The organism is Klebsiella sp. PK18, from assembly GCF_057784655.1.
Genome location: NZ_CM173493.1, coordinates 567,702 through 590,630, shown reverse-complemented (window position 1 = coordinate 590,630; position 22,929 = coordinate 567,702). Strand labels below are relative to the sequence as shown.

At 55.6% G+C, this 22,929-nt stretch carries 22 protein-coding genes; 11 read left to right on the top strand and 11 right to left on the bottom strand.

The features are described from left to right. The first annotated feature begins 4 nt into the window (after positions 1-4). From madB to AC3EMD_RS02855, 11 genes are all read left to right on the top strand, one after another. On the top strand, positions 5-1,213 hold the full coding sequence (gene madB / locus AC3EMD_RS02905) for a Na+-transporting malonate decarboxylase, carboxybiotin decarboxylase subunit (protein WP_022066334.1): 1,209 nt from the start codon (positions 5-7) through the stop codon (positions 1,211-1,213). 12 nt (positions 1,214-1,225) lie between these two features. Beyond that, positions 1,226-2,893 (top strand): malonate decarboxylase subunit alpha, encoded by a 1,668-nt coding sequence (mdcA, locus tag AC3EMD_RS02900; RefSeq protein ID WP_110216500.1) that lies wholly within the window; start codon positions 1,226-1,228, stop codon positions 2,891-2,893. A gap of 11 nt (positions 2,894-2,904) precedes the next feature. Further along, positions 2,905-3,237, top strand: coding sequence for a malonate decarboxylase acyl carrier protein (mdcC, locus tag AC3EMD_RS02895; protein ID WP_022066336.1), 333 nt, complete (start codon positions 2,905-2,907; stop codon positions 3,235-3,237). Then, positions 3,230-4,159, top strand: coding sequence for a biotin-independent malonate decarboxylase subunit beta (locus tag AC3EMD_RS02890; protein ID WP_022066337.1), 930 nt, complete (start codon positions 3,230-3,232; stop codon positions 4,157-4,159). The genes mdcC and AC3EMD_RS02890 overlap by 8 nt, the downstream gene beginning before the upstream one ends. Further along, the gene (gene mdcE / locus AC3EMD_RS02885) at positions 4,159-5,040 is read left to right on the top strand and encodes a biotin-independent malonate decarboxylase subunit gamma (RefSeq protein WP_022066338.1); all 882 of its coding nucleotides are present in this window, start codon (positions 4,159-4,161) and stop codon (positions 5,038-5,040) included. Before AC3EMD_RS02890 ends, mdcE begins: the two co-directional genes overlap by 1 nt. A 16-nt stretch (positions 5,041-5,056) precedes the next feature. After that, complete coding sequence (locus AC3EMD_RS02880) at positions 5,057-6,160, top strand: acyl carrier protein (RefSeq protein WP_302073920.1); 1,104 nt, start codon at positions 5,057-5,059, stop codon at positions 6,158-6,160. After that, positions 6,157-6,861: a malonate decarboxylase holo-[acyl-carrier-protein] synthase gene (gene mdcG, locus AC3EMD_RS02875; protein ID WP_048272061.1), complete on the top strand. Its 705-nt coding sequence runs from the start codon at positions 6,157-6,159 to the stop codon at positions 6,859-6,861. Before AC3EMD_RS02880 ends, mdcG begins: the two co-directional genes overlap by 4 nt. A gap of 1 nt (position 6,862) precedes the next feature. After that, positions 6,863-7,081 carry an acyl-CoA carboxylase biotin carboxyl carrier protein subunit gene (locus AC3EMD_RS02870; protein WP_022066341.1) on the top strand — a complete coding sequence of 73 codons (219 nt, stop codon included), beginning with the start codon at positions 6,863-6,865 and terminating at the stop codon, positions 7,079-7,081. A 247-nt stretch (positions 7,082-7,328) separates the two neighbouring features. Then, complete coding sequence (madL, locus tag AC3EMD_RS02865; protein WP_022066342.1) at positions 7,329-7,709, top strand: malonate transporter subunit MadL; 381 nt, start codon at positions 7,329-7,331, stop codon at positions 7,707-7,709. A gap of 19 nt (positions 7,710-7,728) precedes the next feature. Next, complete coding sequence (madM, locus tag AC3EMD_RS02860; RefSeq protein ID WP_049162900.1) at positions 7,729-8,499, top strand: malonate transporter subunit MadM; 771 nt, start codon at positions 7,729-7,731, stop codon at positions 8,497-8,499. Positions 8,500-8,543: 44 nt separating this feature from the next. Continuing rightward, complete coding sequence (locus AC3EMD_RS02855) at positions 8,544-8,975, top strand: HutP family protein (protein WP_022066344.1); 432 nt, start codon at positions 8,544-8,546, stop codon at positions 8,973-8,975. Here the strand turns inward: AC3EMD_RS02855 and AC3EMD_RS02850 are convergent. The 11 genes from AC3EMD_RS02850 to nusA all read right to left on the bottom strand — a co-directional run bounded on the left by AC3EMD_RS02850 (position 8,938) and on the right by nusA (position 22,919). Then, the gene (locus AC3EMD_RS02850) at positions 8,938-9,879 is read right to left on the bottom strand and encodes a LysR family transcriptional regulator (protein WP_022066345.1); all 942 of its coding nucleotides are present in this window, start codon (positions 9,877-9,879) and stop codon (positions 8,938-8,940) included. The genes AC3EMD_RS02855 and AC3EMD_RS02850 overlap by 38 nt on opposite strands. A 103-nt stretch (positions 9,880-9,982) precedes the next feature. Further along, positions 9,983-11,227 carry a tryptophan permease gene (gene mtr, locus AC3EMD_RS02845; RefSeq protein WP_302073919.1) on the bottom strand — a complete coding sequence of 415 codons (1,245 nt, stop codon included), beginning with the start codon at positions 11,225-11,227 and terminating at the stop codon, positions 9,983-9,985. A gap of 143 nt (positions 11,228-11,370) precedes the next feature. Further along, the gene (gene deaD / locus AC3EMD_RS02840) at positions 11,371-13,302 is read right to left on the bottom strand and encodes an ATP-dependent RNA helicase DeaD (protein ID WP_012540481.1); all 1,932 of its coding nucleotides are present in this window, start codon (positions 13,300-13,302) and stop codon (positions 11,371-11,373) included. Beyond that, positions 13,295-13,375, bottom strand: coding sequence for a protein YrbN (yrbN, locus tag AC3EMD_RS02835; protein ID WP_085903200.1), 81 nt, complete (start codon positions 13,373-13,375; stop codon positions 13,295-13,297). Before yrbN ends, deaD begins: the two co-directional genes overlap by 8 nt. Positions 13,376-13,479: 104 nt before the next feature. Next, entirely contained in the window at positions 13,480-14,364 is an 885-nt protein-coding gene (gene nlpI, locus AC3EMD_RS02830) for a lipoprotein NlpI (protein ID WP_002918241.1), read from the bottom strand. Between the two features lie 108 nt (positions 14,365-14,472). After that, complete coding sequence (gene pnp / locus AC3EMD_RS02825; RefSeq protein ID WP_008806626.1) at positions 14,473-16,608, bottom strand: polyribonucleotide nucleotidyltransferase; 2,136 nt, start codon at positions 16,606-16,608, stop codon at positions 14,473-14,475. Positions 16,609-16,850: 242 nt separating this feature from the next. Further along, positions 16,851-17,120, bottom strand: a complete 270-nt coding sequence (rpsO, locus tag AC3EMD_RS02820; protein ID WP_012540479.1) for a 30S ribosomal protein S15 — start codon at positions 17,118-17,120, stop codon at positions 16,851-16,853. A gap of 148 nt (positions 17,121-17,268) precedes the next feature. Next, positions 17,269-18,213: a tRNA pseudouridine(55) synthase TruB gene (gene truB, locus AC3EMD_RS02815; protein WP_008806628.1), complete on the bottom strand. Its 945-nt coding sequence runs from the start codon at positions 18,211-18,213 to the stop codon at positions 17,269-17,271. Next, positions 18,213-18,614: a 30S ribosome-binding factor RbfA gene (gene rbfA / locus AC3EMD_RS02810; protein ID WP_002918248.1), complete on the bottom strand. Its 402-nt coding sequence runs from the start codon at positions 18,612-18,614 to the stop codon at positions 18,213-18,215. Before rbfA ends, truB begins: the two co-directional genes overlap by 1 nt. A 102-nt stretch (positions 18,615-18,716) precedes the next feature. Further along, complete coding sequence (gene infB / locus AC3EMD_RS02805; protein ID WP_008806629.1) at positions 18,717-21,407, bottom strand: translation initiation factor IF-2; 2,691 nt, start codon at positions 21,405-21,407, stop codon at positions 18,717-18,719. Positions 21,408-21,431: 24 nt separating this feature from the next. Next, positions 21,432-22,919: a transcription termination factor NusA gene (gene nusA, locus AC3EMD_RS02800; RefSeq protein ID WP_008806630.1), complete on the bottom strand. Its 1,488-nt coding sequence runs from the start codon at positions 22,917-22,919 to the stop codon at positions 21,432-21,434. Between the last annotated feature and the right edge of the window lie 10 nt (positions 22,920-22,929).

Below are 22,929 nucleotides of genomic sequence, written 5' to 3'. Positions count from 1 at the left end.
ATTTATGGATATCTTTGTTAAGCTCTTTTCGGGCATTGGCACTTTTTTTATTGAAGACCCGAAAATAGCCATTGCACGTTTTCTGTTAATTGTTCTCGGCTTTATATTGGCCTGGATGGGATTCCGCCGGAAGCTTGAACCGTTAATTATGGTGCCAATGGGCCTTGGTATGATCGCGGTTAACGCCGGGGTACTGTTTCTGGCAGGCGGACAAACCGGGACCTTAATTCTCGACCCGATGGTCAGCGAACCTAACGAGCTGGTAAACCTGATGCAGGTAAACTTCCTGCAGCCGGTCTATAACTTCACCTTTAGCAATGGCCTCATCGCCTGTATCGTTTTCTTCGGCATTGGCGCAATGAGCGATATCAGCTTTATTTTGCTCCGCCCCTGGGCCAGCATTGTTGTCGCTCTGTTCGCCGAAGCGGGAACCTTCGCCGCGCTGCTGCTGGGTATTGAAGTATTCGGCCTGCCCGCCAACGAAGCCGCATCGATTGCCACTATCGGCGGCGCAGATGGACCGATGGTGCTCTTTGCCTCCCTTATCCTGGCACCGAACCTGTTCGTCCCCATCGCCATTATCGCTTATCTCTACCTGAGCCTGACCTATGCCGGTTATCCGTACCTGGTGCGTCTGCTGGTACCGAAAAAATACCGTGGCATGGAAGTTGAAATTGACTACCCCACCGTATCGAAGAAAGCGAAATTCATCTTTACCGTCTGCTCCTGCCTGCTGTTGTGCCTGTTGCTGCCGGTCGCCGCGCCGCTGATCCTCTCGTTCTTCCTCGGGATCGCGATTAAAGAGGCGGAGATCGAGCCGTTCCAGAAATTACTGGAATCCACGCTGACCTATACCGCAACGCTGTTTCTCGGCCTGCTGCTGGGCACGCTGTGCGAAGCGCAAACGATTCTCGACCCGAAAGTGGCCATCATCCTGATCCTTGGTATCGGCGCGCTGGCCATTTCCGCCGTCGGCGCTCTGCTGGGCGGCTGGTTTATCTGGTTTATCTCGAAGGGGCGTTATAACCCCGCTATCGGTATCGCGGGCGTCTCCTGCCTGCCGACGACAGCAAAAATCGCGCAGAAAGAGGTTAACCATGAGAACCCCTACGCCATCATCCTGCCGCTGGCGATGGGTGCGGGCGTGAGCGGTCTGATCGTCTCGGCTATCGCCACCGGGATCTTTATCTCCACGCTATTCCTGCTGAATTAATGGAGTCAACCCATGCTAAAAGAGCACAACTGGCATCAACTTAAGGACGATACGGCGCAGCGCCTGAATCAGCTGGCCCCGTATTTCCGTGACGGTAAAATTATCGACGCCAAAGATACTGTCGCCGCGCTGGAAGCCGTTATTCGAAGCTGCGATCGCGTCAATATCGAGGGCAATAACCAGAAACAGGCGGATTTTCTTTCCGAATGCCTGTGCCAGCTTGATCCGCAAAAGATCTCCGGCCTGCATATGGTGCAGTCATCCGTACCGTTGTCCAGCCATCTGGATTTGTTTGAAAAGGGCATCGCTGAAAAGCTCGATTTCGCCTATGCCGGGCCGCAGGATGGACGTCTGGCGAAGCTGATCCAGGACGGTAAGATCAAGCTCGGGGCCATCCACACCTATCTGGAGCTGTTCAGCCGCTACTTTGTCGACCTCACGCCGCGTGTGTCGCTAATCACCGCCTTTGAAGCGGATAAAGACGGCAATCTCTACACCGGCTTTAACACCGAAGATACTCCTGTTATTACCGAAGCCACCCACTTCCGCCAGGGGATTGTGATCGCGCAGGTCAACAAGATTGTCGATAAAGTGCCGCGCGTGGATATCCCCGGCGACTGGGTAAATGCGGTGATTGAAGCGCCGCGTCCGTTCTATGTCGAGCCGCTGTTTACCCGCGATCCGGGACTTATTACCGACACCCATGTGCTGATGGCAATGATGGCGCTGAAAGGTATCTATGCCGAATACGGCGTTGAGCGCATTAACCACGGCATTGGCTTCTTCACCGCCGCCATTGAGCTGCTGCTACCCACCTACGGCAAGGAGCTTGGGCTGAAAGGCAAAGTCTGTACCCATATGGTACTCAACCCGCATCCGACGCTGATCCCGGCAATCGAAAGCGGCTGGATCCAGTCGGTGCACTGCTTCGGCGGCGAACTGGGCATGGAAAAATATGTCGCCGAACGCCCGGATATCTTTTATATCGGCCAGGACGGCACGCTACGCTCCAACCGCGCCTTCGCCCAGGCTGCGGGTCACTACGCGCTGGATATGTTTATCGGCGGCACGCTGCAGATCGATAAGTACGGAAACAGTAGCACCGCCACCGCCAGCCGCGTTTCGGGCTTTGGCGGCGCGCCGAATATGGGCTGCGACGCCAAAGGCCGCCGTCATGCAACGCAATCCTGGCTGAAATGCGGCGAAGAGTTCAACGCCACCCAACAGCAGCTAATTGGCGATATGCCGCGCGGCAAACGTCTGGTGGTGCAGATGCAGGAAACCTTCCGCGAGAAGCGCCAGCCCGCTTTCGTCGACAAGCTGGACGCCTGGCAACTGGCGGAAAAAGCCAACCTCGCCCTGCCGCCGGTGATGGTCTACGCCGATGACGTCACCCACGTACTGACCGAAGAGGGCATCGCCTATCTGCACCGCTGCGAAGGGCTGGAACAACGCATGGCGGCCATTCGCGCCGTGGCGGGCTACACCGGAATTGGCCTTGCCGCCGATCCGGCACAGACCGCACAGCTGCGGGAGGCAGGCATTGTCAGAACGCCGGAAGATTTAGGCATTGACCGTCGCCGCGCCAACCGTCAGATGCTGGCGGCGAAAAGCATTCGCGATCTGGTCGACTGGTCTGGCGGACTCTATAACCCGCCCGCTCGATTCCGTAACTGGTAGGGGAAAAGGACATGGCTCTACATCAAATATCACATCATTTCAGCGGCACCCGCGAAAGAGTATCTCTGCCGCAAACCGTGCACTGTGGCGTTGTTGGCTCCGGCGATCTGGAGGTCCTGCTGGAGCCAAAAGCGCTGGCGGGCGGTATTGAAATCAGCATCTGCACGCCGGTGACCGGTTTCGATCATATCTGGGAAATCGTGCTTAAACGATTTCTGGAAAACGGACCGCTGGGCAACATGCAGGTCAGCATCAATGACAACAACGCCACGCCTGCTGTCGTCGCGTTAAGAATTCAGCAAGCGTTACAGCAGGCTATGCCGGGAGAAACCCATCATGAATGATCTGCGTTTTCTGGAAGCCAGCGCCCGCGTTCGCGCCAGCTCGCTGGTGGATAAAGGCACCTTTACTGAACTGATCGGCCCGGCGGACAAGCGAACCAGCCCGCACCTGCCCGTGCTGAATGAAGCCGTAGAGTTTGACGACGGCATCGTTACCGGCATCGGCCTGCTGGGCCAGCACCCAGCCATTGTCATCTCCCAGGAAGGGCGCTTTATCGGCGGTGCGGTGGGCGAGGTGGGCGGCGCAAAAATGGTCGGTGCGCTGATGCTGGCGGACGAACTGGCGGCGCAGACCACCGACCCGGCACAGCGCCCGATCGTCCTCATTTCCTTTGAAACCGGCGGTGTGCGCCTGCATGAGGCCAACGCCGGGCTGCTGGCCCATGCCGAGTGTATGGATATGCTGCAAACCCTGCGCGGTCGCGTCCCGGTCGTGGCGATGATCGGCAGCAAGATCGGCTGCTTTGGCGGGATGGGTTTTGTCGCCGCCGCCACCGACATCATCGTGATGAGTGAATCGGGCCGCCTGGGGCTGACCGGGCCGGAGGTCATCGAACAGGAGATGGGCCGTAGCGAGTTTGACGCCTCGGACCGCGCGCTGGTGTTCCGCACCACCGGCGGTAAGCATAAGTACATCGTCGGGGACTGTAACTACCTAATTGCCGACTCGCTTACGGTTTTCCACCAGCAGGCCGCGCTGATTGCAGACCTGCCCTGGCCGCAGATTGAAGCCATGCGCCGCATCGGCAGCGAAGCGAAAGTACGCGCCCAGATGGCGCTCACGCAAAAAATCAGCGAGTCAGAGCTATCAGATGCGCGGGATGTCTGGGCGATGGCGGGCAATACCGCGCCCCAGTCGCTGGTGGATATGGATCTCGAGACGTTCCTGGGCAACGTTAAACGCCTGCCGGTGGAGGAAGCATAATGGAAAATTTACTCGGCCAGGGCCGCGCCGCTATCGATCTGATTGTTGACGAAAACAGCTTCGAAGAGAACGCGCTGGCGGATCTCAAGCTGCCTTATGAGGATTACGGCCCCGGCGCCGTCATCGGCAGCGCCCGCATTAGCGGTGAAGTCTGCACCGTTATTGCTAACGACGCCATGACCTTTAACCCGCGTTTTCCGGTGGTGTACGCCGGAGTTATCGGGCTGGAAGAGGGTTACAAAATGGCGCTGGCAGTCTATCGCACGCTGGCGATGGATAAAGACAAGCCCGTCGGCGAGAAACGTCCGCTGGTGCTGATCGTCGACACTCCCGGCAACGGGCCGGGCAAGCTGGAAGAGATCATCGGCATGAATAAAGCCACCGGTGCCTATCAGCTGGCGCTGGCTGAGGCGCGCCATGCCGGACACCCGATTATCGCGATGGTCATCGGTCGCGCCATTAGCGGCGCGTTTCTCTGCCACGGTTTACAGGCCGACCATATCCTGAGCCTGACGTCGGAATTTGGCACCATGATCCACGTAATGCCGCTGAGCAGTATCGCGCGTATTACCCGCCAGGACGTGGAGCGTCTGAGCGAGCTTTCCCGTACCAATCCGGTCTTCGCTGCCGGGCCAGAGTTCTTCTGGCAACTGGGCGGAGTGGAAGCGCTGATCAAGGCGATCCCGGAGATGAAAGAGGCGATCGTTCGCCATATCGCAGCAGTGCGCCAGCAGAAACAGGCGGATGGCGTGACGGCAACAGGCCCGCAGGGGCGTGGGATCGCAGGCGAAGCGCGCGGCGGCAGAAAAATGCGCAACGTGATTCTGGCGCAGATGCGCGAGGAGTATCGGGCGGTCGCGGCGCGGTATCAGCCGGCCTGATTGTGGAGTACGCGCTATGAACGATCCCATCACCACACTCGAATGGCTGGTTGACGCCCAGCAGGGTATCCCCACGTTAATGGAGATGCCGCGCCGCACACTTAGCGATAAAGGCATCGCTGGCCCCACGGCGGCTCACGTTATCGAGGAGATTCACACGCCGTTAAATCTTGCGCTGGTTAGCTTTACCACCGGCAGCAGCGCATTTCAGAACATCGTCGGCGTGACGCATAACGAACTACCGTTGCGTATCGCGGCGGGTAAGCGTGTGCTGGCGGAATGCGGCGTAACCGCGGGGCAGCATATGGTGGTGACCTACGCGCCGCTGGTGAATGTGTTCACGCGTCAGGCGCTGGATGAGAGCGATCTACACTGGTCTTTTTTATCCCGCTCCTGCCGGGACGCGCTACTGGTTGCGCTGTGTCGCCAGCTGCCTGACGTGGTGGTGGGAGAGTCCTCATTTTTACGCGCCACGCTCGAACAGGCGCTAAAGATGAACCTGAAGGCGTATTTACCCAAAACGCTGACACTGATTACCGCAGGCACTCCCCTTGATGAAGCGCTGATTTCACTGTGCGCTTCGCTGGGCTATGGGCTGCATGATGTCTACGGTTGCCAGGAGTTCGGCTGGCTGATCCTGGACGGCCTTCCGCTGCGGGAAGATATCTCGCTGGTCGCCGCGCCACAGGGTGGTGACTGGCGGGAAGTTATCGTTGGCGGCCTGCCGACCGGCGACAGCTTTCCCGTGGCGACGAACGGCCATCCGTGTAATTCGCAGGGCAAAATCCAGACCTGGAAGCGTCAGCGCACCACCCCGGAATATGACATGGTGGTGATGGCGACCACCGCCCATCACCGGGAAATTGTGGAGCGGACGGCACGGACTATTTTACGTATCAAGGGGCGTGTTTGCCGGGTTAGCGTACAGCTACAAACCCAGGCCAGCGCCACCCATATTCGCCTCTACCCCGTCACTGTTCCTGGGGCGGAAGCGGCAAATGCCGCGCCGGTCGATATTATCGGTCCGCAGGCCACCGCGCAGTTTGACGCCCTGCTTGCAGCGCAGCGGGATTTACAGCAACAGGCGAAAAACGATCCAGCATGGAGCAAGCAGCGATGAACACCCTGCAACGCCATACTCTGTGCTGGCTGGAGAGCGCTGAACTACGACCGATCGCGAGGCAGTTGAACGGCGCGTTTAGCGCCCTCCCCGCCTCATTGCGGGAAGAGGCGCGGGATTATCTGCTCTCCGGGTATCTCCCCGGCATTGTGCGCAGGGGCATCCGTGATGAAGCGAGTATTTCCCTGGGATTTTGCTTTCCGCAGCGCTGGCAGGGTCAGCGTTTACGGCTGGCGACGGTTGCTTCATTGCAGGCCGTCACGCGCGTGTTAACGCCAGAGCAAACGGCTACCCTGCCGGTCGTCAGTCGTACCAGCGCGATACGTGCCTTTAGTACCCTGCGTCAGGCATGGCGCGGGCCGGAAACCGGGCTCGGCGTGTGGGGGTCGGTGGCGTTGGAGATGACGACACCCTGGCTATGGACGGACAGTCGCTCCGATTTAGATATCCGCATTACGCCCTGGCACGAAATGGCGTTAAGCGATTGTTACTCTGTTCTGACTGATATTGCCCAGCAATATTCAGTGCGTATTGATGGGGAAATTAATTTGCCCAACGGTTTTTCTATCAATATCAAAGAGTGGTTTAGCGGGAGTCTGACCCTGCTGGCTAAAGGTGATACCGATGTCGAATTAATGACGCGACATGATGTCGCCGGGTTAATAAAACATCTCTCAATGAAATATATTAAAGGAAATTAATATGTCTGAAGTTAAATCAAAAGTACCGGGTGTGGTCGATGAAGTTAAAGCCGCCGTAGGCGATAAAATTGAAAAAGGCCAGCCGGTTGTTATTCTTGAAGCCATGAAAATGAAAATGCCTGTCGCCTCGCCGGAGGCTGGAATATTAAAGTCACTGGCGGTGAGAGCAGGCGATCGTGTAAACCCAGGCATGGTCTTATTCGAAATTTCTGCTGAGTAGACCATCACGTTTTTTAATACTAAATAATTAGTGCGGCATTCCTTTGTGATATAACCATTATGCCTCAGTCATATCAGCGATAAACATTTCGCTGATATGACAGGCACGGTGAGTACGAATAAATTTACTGTTGACTGTCCGCATCATAAAAACATACTGTGCTAAAAGCCCTTGTCTTACTTTATTGTCATTTCCCGATTCGGGTTGTCTCTTATGCTTTTAGTGTAGTTATAGAAAGAGAAACATCATGATTATTTACGGATTGATGTTAATGGGATTGTGCATGTTCGCCGGGTTAATTGTCGGCGATCTTTTGGGTTTGCTGCTTGGAATTTCCGCCAATATCGGCGGCGTCGGCTTTGCCATGCTGTTTTTAGTCGTTATTTCCCAGAAGCTGACGGAAAAGGGGCTGTTATCTAAACCTGCCGAACAGGGGGTTGGATTCTGGAACGCGATGTATATCCCTATTGTTGTCGCCATGTCCGCGAACCAGAACGTTGTGGCCGCACTCAAAGGAGGCCCGGTGGCGCTTATTGCTGGCCTTGGCGCCGTCGTGATTGGTTTTCTGTTGATTAAACCACTGAGCAAAATCGGCAGCAAAAGCGCGATGGTACGTTCAGCAGACTAACCGGTGGAGAGCATAAAGAATGGAACAACTCACAAAGATTCTTACCAGTAACTTCACCAGCAATGCCCTGATCACCGCTTTTGTGGTGGTTGGTATTGTCTGCTGGGTCGCGGCCTGGATCTCGACCCACGTCTTTCGCGGTAAAATTCACAGTTCGGCGATCGCCATTGCCGCGGGCCTGCTGCTAGCCTGGTTAGGCGGCGAACTCACCGGCGGCAAAAAAGGGCTTTCCGACATCACGCTTTTTAGCGGTATTGCACTGATGGGCGGCGGCATGTTCCGTGATTTTGCCATTATCGCCACCGCCTTTGGCGTGAAGCTTGACGAGCTGAAAAAAGCGGGCCTCGCGGGCGCGCTGGCGCTGGTCGTCTCCACCGTGCTCTCCTTCTACCTGGGAGCAATTGTTGCCTGGGCCTTCGGCTATACCGATGCGGTCAGCATGGCGACTATCGGCGGCGGCGCGGTGACCTTTATCGTCGGCCCGGTTACCGGTGCGGCGCTTGGCGCAAGCTCGGATGTTATCGCGCTCAGTATCGCTGCCGGCGTGATTAAATCTATCGCCATCATGATTGTCACGCCGCTGGTAGCCAAAGCCGCCGGACTGAACTCTCCCGCTGCAGCCATTGTATATGGCGGGCTGATGGGTTCTACCAGCGGCGTGGCGGCAGGGCTGGCGGCGACTGACCCGAAACTTGTCCCTTATGGCGCAATGACAGCCACCTTCTATACCGGCCTGGGCTGCCTGCTGGCGCCGTCTGCGCTCTATCTCTCTTTAGCCCCGTTCTTTTAACCGCATGCGCCTGTTGTTTTGTGCAACAGGCGCCAGGGAGACTTATGTATTCATTTCAACGTATGAAGCCCGGGCAAATTGCGATACAGGCCTCACTGTGCACCCAGGAGGAAGAGGAGATTTTCCGGCAAAAGTTACTGGCCGATAAACCCGAACACCGAATCGGCTTTGCGTTTATCAGCGGCACCTCTGACGAACTGCGAAACAAGCTGCAGCGCTGCGTCATCGGCTGTGCGTTAAAGAATCAGATCATCACCAGGCAGGAGTCAGCCATTTTCACCTTATGCTCACTCAGCCGCCAGGCGCTGACCCACGCGTTAACCAACACCATTACCGGCGATCATATCCGTCTGAAAATCGCCTTAGTCAGTACCTCCCGGTGGCTCGCCGTCGCCATGTACGGCGAAGCCCAGGTTTATCAGCGGATTACCCAGGAAATCATGGGGCTTTGTCTACATCGTTATTCTCCCGCATAAGCTGCCTGGCATACATACGGCATTCTGCGAGAAGAGATAGCAGTCCAGGATGATTTTCCTGACTACGAGGAAAAACGAGCGAAATTTCTTGTTCCATGAGATAGGCTTCCTGCAAAGGTAGCAGGCGTATCCCACTCCGAAAAAGCTCGCGCATACGTCCGGGTATGAGAGTGTAACCCACTCCGGCATTCACCATGCTCATTAATGAAAAAATGTCGTGTACCCGAACCGCAATATCCGGCTCAAAACCAGCGATACGGAAGGCCTGCTGAAAACCTCTCCAGGTAGCGAACCCTTCACTCAAGGCAATAAATTTTTTACTCTGTAAACGGGAGAGATCAACGGGGGTTTGTAGCGTATCCGCATCCTGCACAGGAACCGCTAAATAAATCGAATCTGAAAATATCGTCCAGGTTTCGAATAAATTTGAATTATATTCATCGGGCGTCGAGATTAATGCCGCGTCGATATTACCTTCATTAAGCGCCTCTAGTAATTTCTTATTAGAGTTCATGATAAACTCAATTGAAAGCTCAGGGCGCCGCTTCTTCAATCCCTGTACTATCTGCGGCGCCGTTTTTAATACCAATGAATATAGTAGGCCTAAGCGTAATGCAGGAGAATGGAATCCTGAAGCCTCACGCGTCAGATAAATACAGCGTTCCATTGCATGGATCACTTCGCGGGCCTGCTTTTGCATTACCCATGCACCGGGTAGAGGATGTAAATTTCGGCCATTATGTGTGAAAAGATCGCAGCGTAAATTATCCTCCAAAGAATGCAACGCACGGTGTACGCTAACCGGAGAAATATGCATTATCTCTGCCGTCTTAGAAATATTCATGGTATCCATATATCCCAGGAAAATTTCCAGTTTTCGCAAAGTTATGTCTTGCTCAGTCATATAAACATTCCCTTATTTAAAATAACCTTTATCAGATAATAAGAGAATGTATACGTATATATATTGAGCCAGATCGGTAATTCTGGCTCAGGTAAAATAAAACTTACTGATAAACCGGCAGCAGATTAAAGCTCGACAGGAAGTGCACCACCGCGTTGCCGAGACCAAAGAGCAGGATCAGCACAATCATCGCTTTTCCGCCCCACACGCGGAACTGTGGGCTGCCGAAGCGTTTACGCGAAGCGCGGGCCAGCAGCGCCGGCACAATGGCCGCCCATACCGTCGCCGCCAGGCCGGCATAGCCGACGGCGTAAAGGAAACCATCTGGTTTCACCAGCCCACCGAGCATCGGCGGGATAAAGGTCAACAGCGCGGTTTTAAAGCGCCCCATCGCGCTATCGTCAAAGCCAAACAGATCCGCCAGATAGTCGAACAGACCCAGCGTCACGCCGAGGAACGAACTCGCGACGGCAAAGTTGGAGAACACTACCAGCAGCAGATCCAGGCCGCGGTTATTCAGTACGCCGCTCAGGGCCTGTACCAGTACATCAATGTTACCGCCCTTCTGCGCAATATCGATAAACTGCGGACGCGGGATATTGCCCATCGTCACCAGCAGCCAGACCACGTACAGACCCAGCGCCAGCAGCGTACCGTAAATCAGACAGCGGGTAATGGTGCGCGGATCCTTACCATAATATTTCATCAGGCTCGGCACGTTACCGTGATAGCCAAACGAGGCCAGGCAGAACGGCAGCGTCATCAGCAGGTAGGGCGCATAGGAGGCATTCTTCTCCGCGACGTTAAACAGCGTCGTCGGTTCGACGTGTCCCAGCAGGCTGCCGAAAGTCAGGAAGAAGGTGATGACCTTGGCGCCAAGCACGATAGCCGTCATGCGGCTCACCGCTTTGGTGCTCATCCAGACAATAAACGCCACCAGCAGCGCAAAGCCGAAGCCCGCCGCGCGCGCCGGTACGTTCAGCGACATTTCACTGAAGGTATGGTGCAGGATCGAACCGCTCGCCGAAATATAGGCGTAGGTCAGGATATACAGCACAAAGGCGATCGACACGCCGTTCACCAGGTTCCAGCCCTTGCCGAGCAGGTCTTTGGTGATGGTGTCGAAACTGGAGCCAATCCGGTAGTTGAGGTTGGCTTCCAGGATCATCAGTCCGGAGTGCAGCATGCAGAACCAGGTAAAAACCAGCGCCGCCAGCGACCAGAAGAACCACGCGCCGGACATCACCACCGGCAGCGAGAACATGCCCGCGCCAATAATCGTGCCGCCGATAATCACCACGCCGCCAAACAGGGACGGTCGGGTGGTCGTAGTGGTTAGTGTCGCCATTTACCGAAATCTCCAGTCAAAAAAACTTTCCCACAATGGGTGCGACGCACTGTACCAGTACACGAGTACAAAAGAAATAAAAAAAGCCCCAATCATGACGATCGGGGCTGTATTATTTACTTTACGCTAGCGTGTTGCGCTAATTACGCATCGCCACCGAAACGACGACGACCAGCGGAGTCATCACGGCGCGGCGCAGCTGCATCATCACGACGCGGCGCACGGCCTTCACGACGTTCGCCGCTGAAACGACGACCATCACCACGACCGCCTTCACGACGTTCGCCACCGAAGCTACGGCCGCCTTCACGACGCTCACCGCCGAAACCACGGCCGCCTTCACGACGTTCACCGCCGCCACGACGTTCAGTGCGCGGCTGTGCATCGCCCATCAGCTGCATGTTCATCGGTTTGTTCAGGATGCGGGTGCGAGTAAAGTGCTGCAGTACTTCGCCCGGCATACCTTTCGGCAGTTCGATGGTGGAGTGAGAACCGAACAGCTTGATGTTACCGATGTAACGGCTGCTGATATCGCCTTCGTTAGCGATCGCGCCAACGATATGACGAACTTCAACGCCGTCATCACGGCCTACTTCAATGCGGTACAGTTCCATCTCGCCAACATCACGACGCTCACGCTTCGGACGATCTTCACGATCGCCACGCGGGCCGCGGTCATTACGGTCGCCACGACGCTCGAAACGGTCATCACGATCGCGGAACTCACGCTTAGGACGCATCGGCGCATCCGGCGGGACGATCAGAGAACGTTCGCCCTGGGCCATTTTCAGCAGCGCGGCGGCCAGCGTTTCCACGTCCAGCTCTTCGCCCTCCGCCGTCGGCTGGATTTTCGCCAGCAGCGCACGGTACTGGTCCAGATCGCTGCTTTCCAGCTGCTGCTGAACTTTAGCCGCGAATTTTTCCAGGCGACGTTTGCCCAGCAGTTCTGCGTTTGGCAGTTCTACTTCAGGGATCGTCAGTTTCATCGTACGTTCGATGTTACGCAGCAGGCGACGCTCGCGGTTCTCAACGAACAGCAGGGCGCGGCCAGCACGACCCGCACGACCGGTACGGCCGATACGGTGAACGTAAGACTCGGAATCCATCGGGATGTCATAGTTAACAACCAGGCTGATACGCTCAACGTCCAGACCACGGGCCGCAACGTCGGTGGCGATCAGAATGTCCAGACGACCGTCTTTCAGACGTTCCAGAGTCTGCTCACGCAGCGCCTGGTTCATATCGCCGTTCAGCGCGGCGCTGTTATAGCCGCTACGCTCCAGCGCTTCAGCCACTTCCAGGGTCGCGTTTTTGGTACGCACGAAGATAATCGCCGCATCAAAGTCTTCCGCTTCCAGGAAGCGCACCAGCGCTTCGTTTTTACGCATGCCGTAGGCCGTCCAGTAGCTCTGGCTGATGTCCGGGCGCGTGGTGACGCTGGACTGAATGCGCACTTCCTGCGGCTCTTTCATAAAGCGGCGGGTAATGCGACGAATCGCTTCCGGCATGGTGGCAGAGAACAGCGCGGTCTGATGACCTTCCGGGATCTGCGCCATAATGGTTTCTACGTCTTCGATAAAGCCCATGCGCAGCATTTCATCGGCTTCGTCCAGTACCAGACCGCTCAGTTTAGAGAGATCCAGCGTGCCGCGCTTCAGGTGGTCCAGCAGACGACCCGGGGTACCGACAACGATCTGCGGACCCTGACGCAGGGCGCGCAGCTGCACGTCATAACGCTGGCCGCCGTACAGGGCAACCACGTTTACGCCGCGCATATGTTTAGAGAATTCCGTCATTGCTTCAGCAACCTGTACCGCCAGTTCGCGGGTCGGCGCCAGCACCAGAATCTGTGGTGCTCTCAGCTCAGGATCAATGTTGTTCAGCAGCGGTAAAGAGAACGCTGCGGTTTTACCGCTACCGGTCTGGGCCATACCCAGAACATCGCGGCCGTCCAGCAGATGCGGAATGCACTCAGCCTGGATCGGAGATGGTTTTTCGTAACCCAGATCGTTAAGCGCTTCAAGGATGGGAGCCTTCAGGCCCAGATCTGCAAAAGTGGTTTCGAATTCAGCCATGTAGTACGTGTGCCTCAAAATTAATGGCGGCCAGTCTACATAACTCATCGTGAAAATTTACGGTAATTTTCATTGAAAAGTGTGAACCGGCTCAAAGTAGGTGTATTAACGAACAACAACGCCCTCACCCGCAAAGGTGATGGCAAGCAAAAAACTATGGGCTGATGTGTTCGTCAGCTATTGCTGGTCCGATTCTGCCAGGTCATCTTGCTCCTGGCCCAAGAGCGATAATTCCAACAATGCGTATCGGTGCTCAACGTAGTTATGTACGTTGTTAGCGACCGCCAGTTTGAACAGTGCCGTAGCGCTGTCCTTGTCCCCCAGACTTAGGTAGTACTTACCTAAATAGAAGTTGGTTTCACTGAGATGCTCAGCGAGCGAGGTGTTATCCGTTGCGTCTGCCTTCAGACGAGTCATCAGCTCTTTTTCGCTAATGTCGCCAAGGTAGAACTCGACAATGTTCCATCCCCATTGCTCTTTGTCCGACTTGTTTAAGCGCTCTCTGAGTGCTTCAAGCGCCCGCTTCTCGTCGAGTTTACGCTCGGCGATATAAAGCCACAGGCTACGGAAAGGATCATTGGGATCGTCTTGATAAAACGCCAGCAGATCATCTTGCGCTAACTTAGCCCGGCCGCCGTAATACAAGGCGATACCGCGGTTCAAGTGCGCGTAGTTGTAAGTTGGATCAAGCTCAAGTACAGAATCAAACGCTTCATAGGCAGCATCAAAATTGCCTGCCTGCGTTAAGTAAATGCCTAAGTAATTGAATACTTCAGGCATATCGGGTCGGATTGCCAGCGCTTGTGAAAAATCATTTCGCGCTAATGCCCTCAGACCGAGACTATCATACAACACTCCGCGCTCATATAAAAGCTGTGCGCGTTCGTCATCGGATAAAGCCCGACTGGCAAGAATTTGTTCCATGCGTGCCAGAATCACTTCTTGCTGTAAAGTCGGTTGCAATGGTACTGCGAGGACGGCGTCCTTACGCCAGGCGGTGCTACTGCATCCTGCCAGCGTGAGAGCTGTCGCCACGAAACACCAGCGCAAAAAAGGCTTCATTTCCCACTCCCGAAGACAACGATTGGATGAACGTCCTGTTCCCCGGCTGCAAACGAGGCGTCCTGCCCGTAAAACGCCCTCCGCAAAAGCGGAGGGCTAACGGCAACCTTACTCGCCCTGCTCGGCGACCGGAGCTTCCGGCGCTGCGGCAGACGGAGTCTGTTCAGTTGCTTCTTTGATGCTCAGACGAACACGGCCCTGGCGGTCAACTTCCAGAACCTTAACCGGCACTTCCTGACCCATCTGCAGGTAGTCAGTCACTTTCTCAACGCGCTTATCAGCGATCTGCGAGATGTGAACCAGACCTTCTTTACCGCCGCCGATGGCAACGAACGCGCCAAAGTCAACGATACGGGTCACTTTACCATTGTAGATGCGGCCAACTTCGATCTCAGCGGTGATCTCTTCGATACGACGGATAGCATGCTGTGCTTTATCGCCGTCGGTCGCTGCGATCTTCACGGTACCGTCATCTTCGATTTCGATGGTGGTGCCGGTTTCTTCGGTCAGGGCACGGATAACAGAACCGCCTTTACCGATAACGTCTTTGATCTTGTCCGGGTTGATCTTGATGGTGTGGATACGCGGTGCGAATTCAGAGATATCGCCGCGCGGCGCGTTAATCGCCTGCTCCATCACGCCCAGGATGTGCAGACGCGCACCTTTAGCCTGGTTCAGAGCAACCTGCATGATTTCTTTGGTGATACCTTCAATTTTGATATCCATCTGCAGCGCAGAGATACCGTCGCGGGAACCCGCAACTTTGAAGTCCATATCGCCAAGGTGGTCTTCGTCACCCAGGATGTCAGACAGAACGACGAAGTTGTCGCCTTCTTTCACCAGACCCATTGCGATACCCGCAACGGCGGCTTTCACCGGCACACCCGCATCCATCAGCGCCAGAGAGGCGCCACAGACGGAGGCCATGGAAGAAGAACCGTTGGATTCGGTGATTTCAGACACCACGCGAACGGTGTACGGGAATTCGTCGATAGTCGGCATCACGGCCAATACGCCGCGCTTAGCCAGACGACCGTGACCGATTTCACGACGCTTCGGAGAACCCACCATGCCAGTTTCGCCTACGGAGTACGGAGGGAAGTTGTAGTGGAACAGGAAGGAGTCGGTGCGCTCGCCCATCAGTTCGTCGATGTTCTGCGCGTCGCGTGCGGTACCCAGAGTCGCGGTAACCAGCGCCTGCGTTTCGCCACGGGTGAACAGTGCGGAACCATGAGTACGCGGCAGTACGCCGGTACGAACGTCCAGACCACGGATCATGTCTTTTTCGCGGCCATCGATACGCGGCTCGCCTGCCAGTACGCGGCTACGAACCACGTTTTTCTCGATGGCGTGCAGGATTTCACCCAGCTCGTTAGCGTCCAGGGTTTCATCTTCTGCTACCAGCGTGGCGATGGTTTCAGATTTGATCACGTCAACCTGAGCGTAACGCTCTTGTTTGTCGGTGATACGGTAAGCATCGCTCAGGCGGGATTCAGCCAGCGCAGCCACGCGCGCGTTCAGCGCTTCGTTGACAGCTTCCGGCTGCCAGTCCCAACGCGGTTTACCGGCTTCTTTCACCAGGTCGTTGATGTTCTGAATAACAATCTGCTGCTGCTCGTGGCCGAAGACCACCGCGCCCAGCATCTGGTCTTCGCTCAGCAGTTCAGCCTCGGATTCAACCATCAGCACGGCCGCTTCAGTACCGGCAACCACCAGATCCAGTTTGCTGGACTTCAGTTCTTCCTGGGTTGGGTTCAGTACGTACTGGTCGTTGATGTAACCCACGCGCGCGGCGCCGATTGGGCCATTGAACGGAATACCAGACAGGGACAGCGCAGCGGAAGCGCCGATCATCGCGACGATATCCGGGTTAACCTGCGGGTTAACGGAAACGACGGTGGCGATAACCTGAACTTCGTTAACGAAGCCTTCCGGGAACAGCGGGCGAACCGGGCGGTCAATCAGACGCGCGATCAGCGTTTCGCCTTCGCTTGGACGGCCTTCACGACGGAAGAAACCACCCGGGATTTTACCGGCAGCGTAAGTACGCTCCTGGTAGTTAACAGTCAGCGGGAAAAAGTCCTGGCCTGGCTTCGCTTTTTTCTGACCCACAACGGTCACGAATACCGCGGTGTCATCCATGCTAACCATCACAGCGGCCGTTGCCTGGCGCGCCATCATGCCGGTTTCCAGGGTTACGGTATGCTGGCCGTACTGGAATTTACGAACGATCGGATTAAGCAAAATTCTATCCTTTTTATCTATAAATCACGCCATATCAAAGATATAGCGTCTATTGACCCGATCCTCTGCATCCTCGCGACTAATGACAACCTTTACCCGCCCCTGCGGATGAAGCCTCTCATTAGCCGCGCGAACCTCTGCATGAAGATCATTACTAGCAACAATACATGAGTTTTGAATGAATTGCTGCCGCCCGGTCGAAAAAAGGGGCCGTCAGGCCCCTTTTTCTGAAACTCGCAGAATTAGCGACGCAGACCCAGACGCTCGATCAGCGCAGCGTAACGTGCAACATCTTTACGTTTCAGGTAGTCGAGCAGTTTACGACGCTGAGAAACCATGCGCAGCAGACCACGACGGCTGTGGTGATCTTTTTTGTGCTCTGCAAAGTGGCCCTGCAGGTGGTTGATCTGTGCAGTCAGCAGTGCAACCTGAACTTCGGTAGAACCGCTGTCGTTTTCGCCACGACCAAACTCAGAAACGATTTTTGCTTTAGCTTCAACGCTTAGAGACATTTTAGAACTCCAAAAATTAAAAGAAAGAAAGGGTGCCGATCTCTAATTCAGCGACCCCTGATGCAACGCCCGAAAATGTTAAAACACTTTAGCGGACGTTAAGCGGCGATATTCTACTCGTAGCAGGCTTTTATCGCAAGAAAAGCGCTTACGCCGGGTATTCCACCACCAGACGACGCGGCGCCACGCGGCCTTCATCGTCAATTTCGCCCATGCCGAGAAACTTGCCGGATTCGTTTTCCATCACCCGCACCAGCCCGTTAAGCGGCGCGCCTGACTGACGAACCGGGTTACCGTTTTTAAAGTAAACCGCGGAGGTCTCCGGAATCGCCACCAGCGGATAGTCCGACGCCGGGCTGTCCATCGGCATCAGCAGCGGATCAAGCAGCTGCGCGGCAGGAATATCCTGCGCTGCCGCCTGATCGACCAGCGCCTGCAGCTGCTCGAGGGTCACCATCCGCTCAACCGGGTATTTGCTCACCGCCAGGCGACGCAGGAAAATCACGTGCGCGCCGCAGCCGAGCTTTTCACCTAAATCATCGATAATCGTCCGGATGTAGGTGCCTTTCGAGCAGTGGATCTCCAGCTCCAGTTCATCGCCTTCATGGCGAATAAACAGCAGCTCATAGACCGTAATCGGCCGGGCTTCACGCGGGACCTCAATGCCCTGACGAGCATACTCGTACAGCTTCTTGCCCTGATACTTCAGCGCCGAGTACATCGACGGTACCTGCTGCGTCTCGCCGCGGAAACTATCCAGCGCCGCCGCCAGCTGCTCGTCGCTAAAGGTTAGCGGACGCTCTTCCACCACCTGACCGTCGGCATCGGAGGTATCCGTGCGCTGGCCCAGTTTGGCGATCACGCGATAACGCTTATCGGAGTCCAGCAGATACTGGGAAAACTTGGTCGCTTCGCCAAGACACACTGGCAGCATACCGGTCGCCAGCGGATCCAGCGCGCCGGTGTGGCCAGCGCGGTTGGCGTTATAAATACGCTTTACTTTCTGCAGCACATCGTTGCTGGAAGCGCCCTGAGGCTTGTCCAGCAACAATACGCCGTGCACGTCGCGGCCGCGACGACGAGGACGACTCATCAGTCCTCCTTGCTGTCGTCCGGGTTCACACGACGTTCATCGTCGTGTTTCACCACGCTGGTGACCAGGTTGGACATACGCATCCCTTCCACCAGCGAGTTGTCGTAGAAGAAAGTCAGTTCCGGCACGATACGCAGGCGCATCGCTTTACCCAGCAGGGAGCGGATAAAACCAGAAGCTTCCTGCAGCGCTTTGATGCCCGCTTTCACCGCGGCTTCATCTTTGTCGTTGAGGAAGGTGACATACACCTTGGCATAGGCCAGGTCACGGGACATTTCCACACCGGAAACGGTGGTCATCATACCCAGACGCGGATCTTTGATTTCACGTTGCAGGATGATGGCAATCTCTTTTTGCATCTCCTGGGCCACACGCTGCGGGCGACCAAATTCTTTCGCCATAATAAGTTCTCCAGAATAAAGACAAAAAAGGGGCCAAAAGCCCCTTTTTAAAATGATTGCCGGGTGGCGCTTCGCTTCCCCGGCTGCTTAGCCATCAAATGATTAATCGATGCTACGCTGGATTTCGATGATTTCGAACACTTCGATCATATCGCCAACGCGAACGTCGTTGTAGTTCTTCACACCGATACCACATTCCATGCCGTTACGGACTTCGTTAACGTCATCTTTGAAGCGGCGCAGGGATTCCAGCTCGCCTTCATAGATAACCACGTTGTCGCGCAGGACGCGGATAGGGTTGTGACGTTTGATCGTCCCTTCGGTAACCATACAGCCCGCGATGGCGCCGAATTTCGGCGATTTGAACACATCACGCACTTCAGCCAGACCGATGATCTGCTGTTTCAGTTCCGGAGACAGCATGCCGCTCATCGCCGCTTTCACTTCGTCGATCAGGTTATAGATGACGGAGTAGTAACGCAGATCCAGGCTTTCCGCTTCGATAACTTTACGCGCAGAGGCATCGGCACGAACGTTGAAGCCAACCAGAATCGCGTTGGATGCTGCTGCCAGGGTCGCGTCGGTTTCGGTGATACCACCTACGCCGGAACCGATGATCTTCACTTTCACTTCGTCGGTAGACAGTTTCAGTAAGGAATCGGAAATCGCTTCGACAGAACCCTGTACGTCCGCTTTCAGCACGATGTTCACTTCGTGAACTTCGCCTTCGGTCATGTTAGCGAACATGTTTTCCAGCTTAGATTTCTGCTGACGCGCGAGCTTAACTTCACGGAATTTGCCCTGACGATACAGTGCCACTTCACGCGCTTTTTTCTCGTCACGAACCACAGTCACTTCATCACCCGCAGCCGGCACACCGGACAGACCGAGGATTTCCACCGGAATGGACGGACCCGCTTCCAGCACTTCGCGACCCAGTTCGTCACGCATCGCACGCACGCGGCCATATTCAAAGCCACACAGGACAATATCGCCCTTATGCAGAGTACCTTCGCGAACCAGAACGGTAGCCACCGGGCCACGACCTTTATCGAGGAAGGACTCGATGACCGCGCCGCTCGCCATACCGTTACGTACAGCTTTCAGTTCGAGAACTTCAGCCTGCAGCAGAATCGCGTCCAGCAGGTCGTCGATGCCGGTACCGGCTTTCGCGGAAACGTGGACGAACTGGCTCTCGCCGCCCCACTCTTCCGGCAGGATGCCGTACTGGGACAGTTCATTCTTCACGCGATCCGGATCAGCTTCTGGCTTATCGATTTTGTTCACCGCAACCACCACCGGTACCTGCGCCGCTTTAGCGTGCTGGATAGCTTCGATGGTCTGCGGCATCACGCCGTCGTCTGCCGCCACCACCAGAACCACGATATCCGTCGCCTGCGCACCACGAGCACGCATGGAGGTAAACGCGGCGTGGCCCGGGGTGTCCAGGAAGGTGATCATGCCGTTGTCGGTTTCTACGTGGTAAGCACCGATGTGCTGGGTAATACCACCCGCTTCGCCGGAGGCAACCTTAGTAGAACGAATATAGTCCAGCAGCGAGGTTTTACCGTGGTCAACGTGACCCATGATGGTCACGACCGGTGCGCGCGGTTCAGCCGCAGCGCCGGTGTCACGGTCGCTCATTACCGCTTCTTCCAGTTCGTTTTCACGACGCAGGATAACTTTGTGGCCCATCTCTTCGGCAACCAGCTGCGCGGTTTCCTGGTCGATGACCTGGTTAATGGTCGCCATGGCGCCCAGTTTCATCATCGCTTTGATGACCTGAGAACCTTTCACCGCCATCTTGTTAGCCAGTTCACCAACGGTGATGGTTTCGCCGATGATAACGTCACGGTTAACGGCCTGCGCCGGCTTCTGGAAGCCCTGCTGCAGAGCGGAACCTTTACGGTGCTTACCGCCTTTACCACCGCGAACGGCCGCACGGGCTTCTTCACGATCAGCTTTAGATTCAGCGTGTTTGTTGCCTTTCTTCGCCGGACGCGCCGCTTTGCTGCTACGGCTACGGCCGCGACCGCCTTCAACTTCACGATCGTTATCATCTTCAGCCTGACGAGCATGCTGTGACGTAGTGACGTGATAGTCGCTGCTATCTTCCGGGCTGTCTGAGGTTTCAGACCAATTTTTTTCGTTTTCTTCTGCCATACGGCGTGCTTCTTCCGCTACACGGCGCGCTTCTTCTTCAAGTTTGCGGCGTGCTTCTTCTTCCGATTTGCGCTTCAGTTCCGCGGCTTCGTTCTCACGGCGGATCTTTTCAGCCTGGGCGGTTTTGGTCATTTCGTCGGTATGTTGATTGCTCACTTTGTCTTTTTCCGCAGCTTCACGTTTCGCTTTATCAGCGACTTCACGTTTAGCTTGTTCTGCGGCCTCACGTTCAGCTTTTAATTGCGCCTCGCGTTTCGCTGCTTCTTCAGCTTCACGACGGGCCTGCTCTTCCGCTTCACGCTGCGCCTGCTCTTCCGCGGCCAGACGTTCAGCCTCTTGCGGATCGCGTTTCACAAAGGTGCGTTTCTTGCGGACTTCGATTTGTACCGATTTACTCTTTCCACCGGTACCTGGAATATTCAACGTGCTGCGTGTTTTACGCTGCAACGTCAGCTTGTCGGGCGCCGAGCCGTGTTCACGGTTCAGGTGCGTCAACAAAGTTTGTTTCTCTTGCGCGGTCACAGAATCATCAGCCGATTTGCGGATGCCTGCGTCAGCAAATTGCTGTATCAGGCGATCCACAGAGGTCTGAATCTCTGAGGCCAGCGCTTTAATAGTCACATCTGTCATGCTGTTCCTTCCTGCTACAGTTTATTACGCTTCGTCGCCGAACCAACAAATGTTGCGAGCGGCCATGATGAGCTCGCCAGCTTTCTCGTCGGTCATCCCTTCGATATCAGCCAGGTCATCAACGCCCTGCTCGGCGAGATCTTCCAGCGTACAAACACCACGGGCAGCCAGTTTGAATGCCAGGGCACGATCCAGACCTTCCAGATTCAACAGATCATCGGCAGGTTTGTTATCTCCCAGGCTTTCTTCCTGAGCCAGCGCCAGCGTAGTCAGTGCGTTTTTCGCACGCTCACGAAGTGCTTCAACGGTGGCTTCATCCAGACCGTCGATTTCCAGCAGTTCTTTCATCGGCACATAGGCCAGCTCTTCCAGCGAGGAGAAGCCTTCTTCAACCAGCACTGTCGCGAAATCTTCATCAATATCGAGATATTTGGTGAAGGTATCGATAGCGGCATGCGCTTCCGCCTGGTGCTTAGCCTGCAGGTCGTCAACGGTCATCACGTTGAGTTCCCAGCCGCTGAGCTGCGAAGCCAGACGAACGTTCTGACCGTTACGGCCAATCGCCTGCGCCAGGTTGCCCGCTTCTACCGCGATATCCATGGTGTGTTTATCTTCATCCACCACGATAGACGCGACGTCTGCCGGCGCCATGGCGTTGATCACGAACTGCGCCGGGTTATCATCCCACAGGACGATATCGATGCGTTCGCCGCCCAGCTCAGTAGAGACGGCCTGCACGCGCGCACCGCGCATACCGACGCAAGCGCCAACCGGGTCGATGCGCTTGTCGTTGGTTTTCACCGCGATTTTGGCACGAGAGCCCGGATCGCGAGCCGCCGCTTTGATCTCCAGCACTTCTTCACCGATTTCCGGCACTTCAATGCGGAACAATTCGATCAGCATCTCAGGTTTGGAACGGGTCACGAACAGCTGGGCGCCACGCGCTTCCGGACGGACAGCGTACAGTACGCCGCGGATGCGGTCGCCCGGACGGAAGTTTTCACGCGGCAGCATATCTTCACGCAGGATCACGGCTTCAGCGTTGTTGCCCAGATCCAGGGTGATGTTGTCGCGGTTCACTTTTTTCACCACGCCGGTGATGATCTCACCTTCGTGCTCGCGGAACTGATCGACCACCATCGCGCGCTCGGCTTCGCGGACTTTCTGCACGATAACCTGTTTAGCGGTCTGCGTGGTGATACGGTCGAAGGTAACAGATTCAATCTGATCTTCGACATAGTCGCCGACGTTCATGCTTTCATCTTCGTAACGCGCTGCTTCCAGCGTGATCTCGCGCGTCGGCTGAGTCACCTCTTCAACAACCAGCCAGCGACGGAAGGTGTCGAAATCGCCGCTCTTACGGTCGATTTCTACGCGAACGTCGATCTCTTGTTCGTATTTTTTCTTGGTGGCCGTTGCCAGCGCGCTTTCCAGCGCTTCGAAAATTTTCTCGCGCGGCAGCGCTTTTTCGTTGGAAACGGCTTCAACAACAGCCAAAATTTCTTTGTTCATCGGGGCCTTT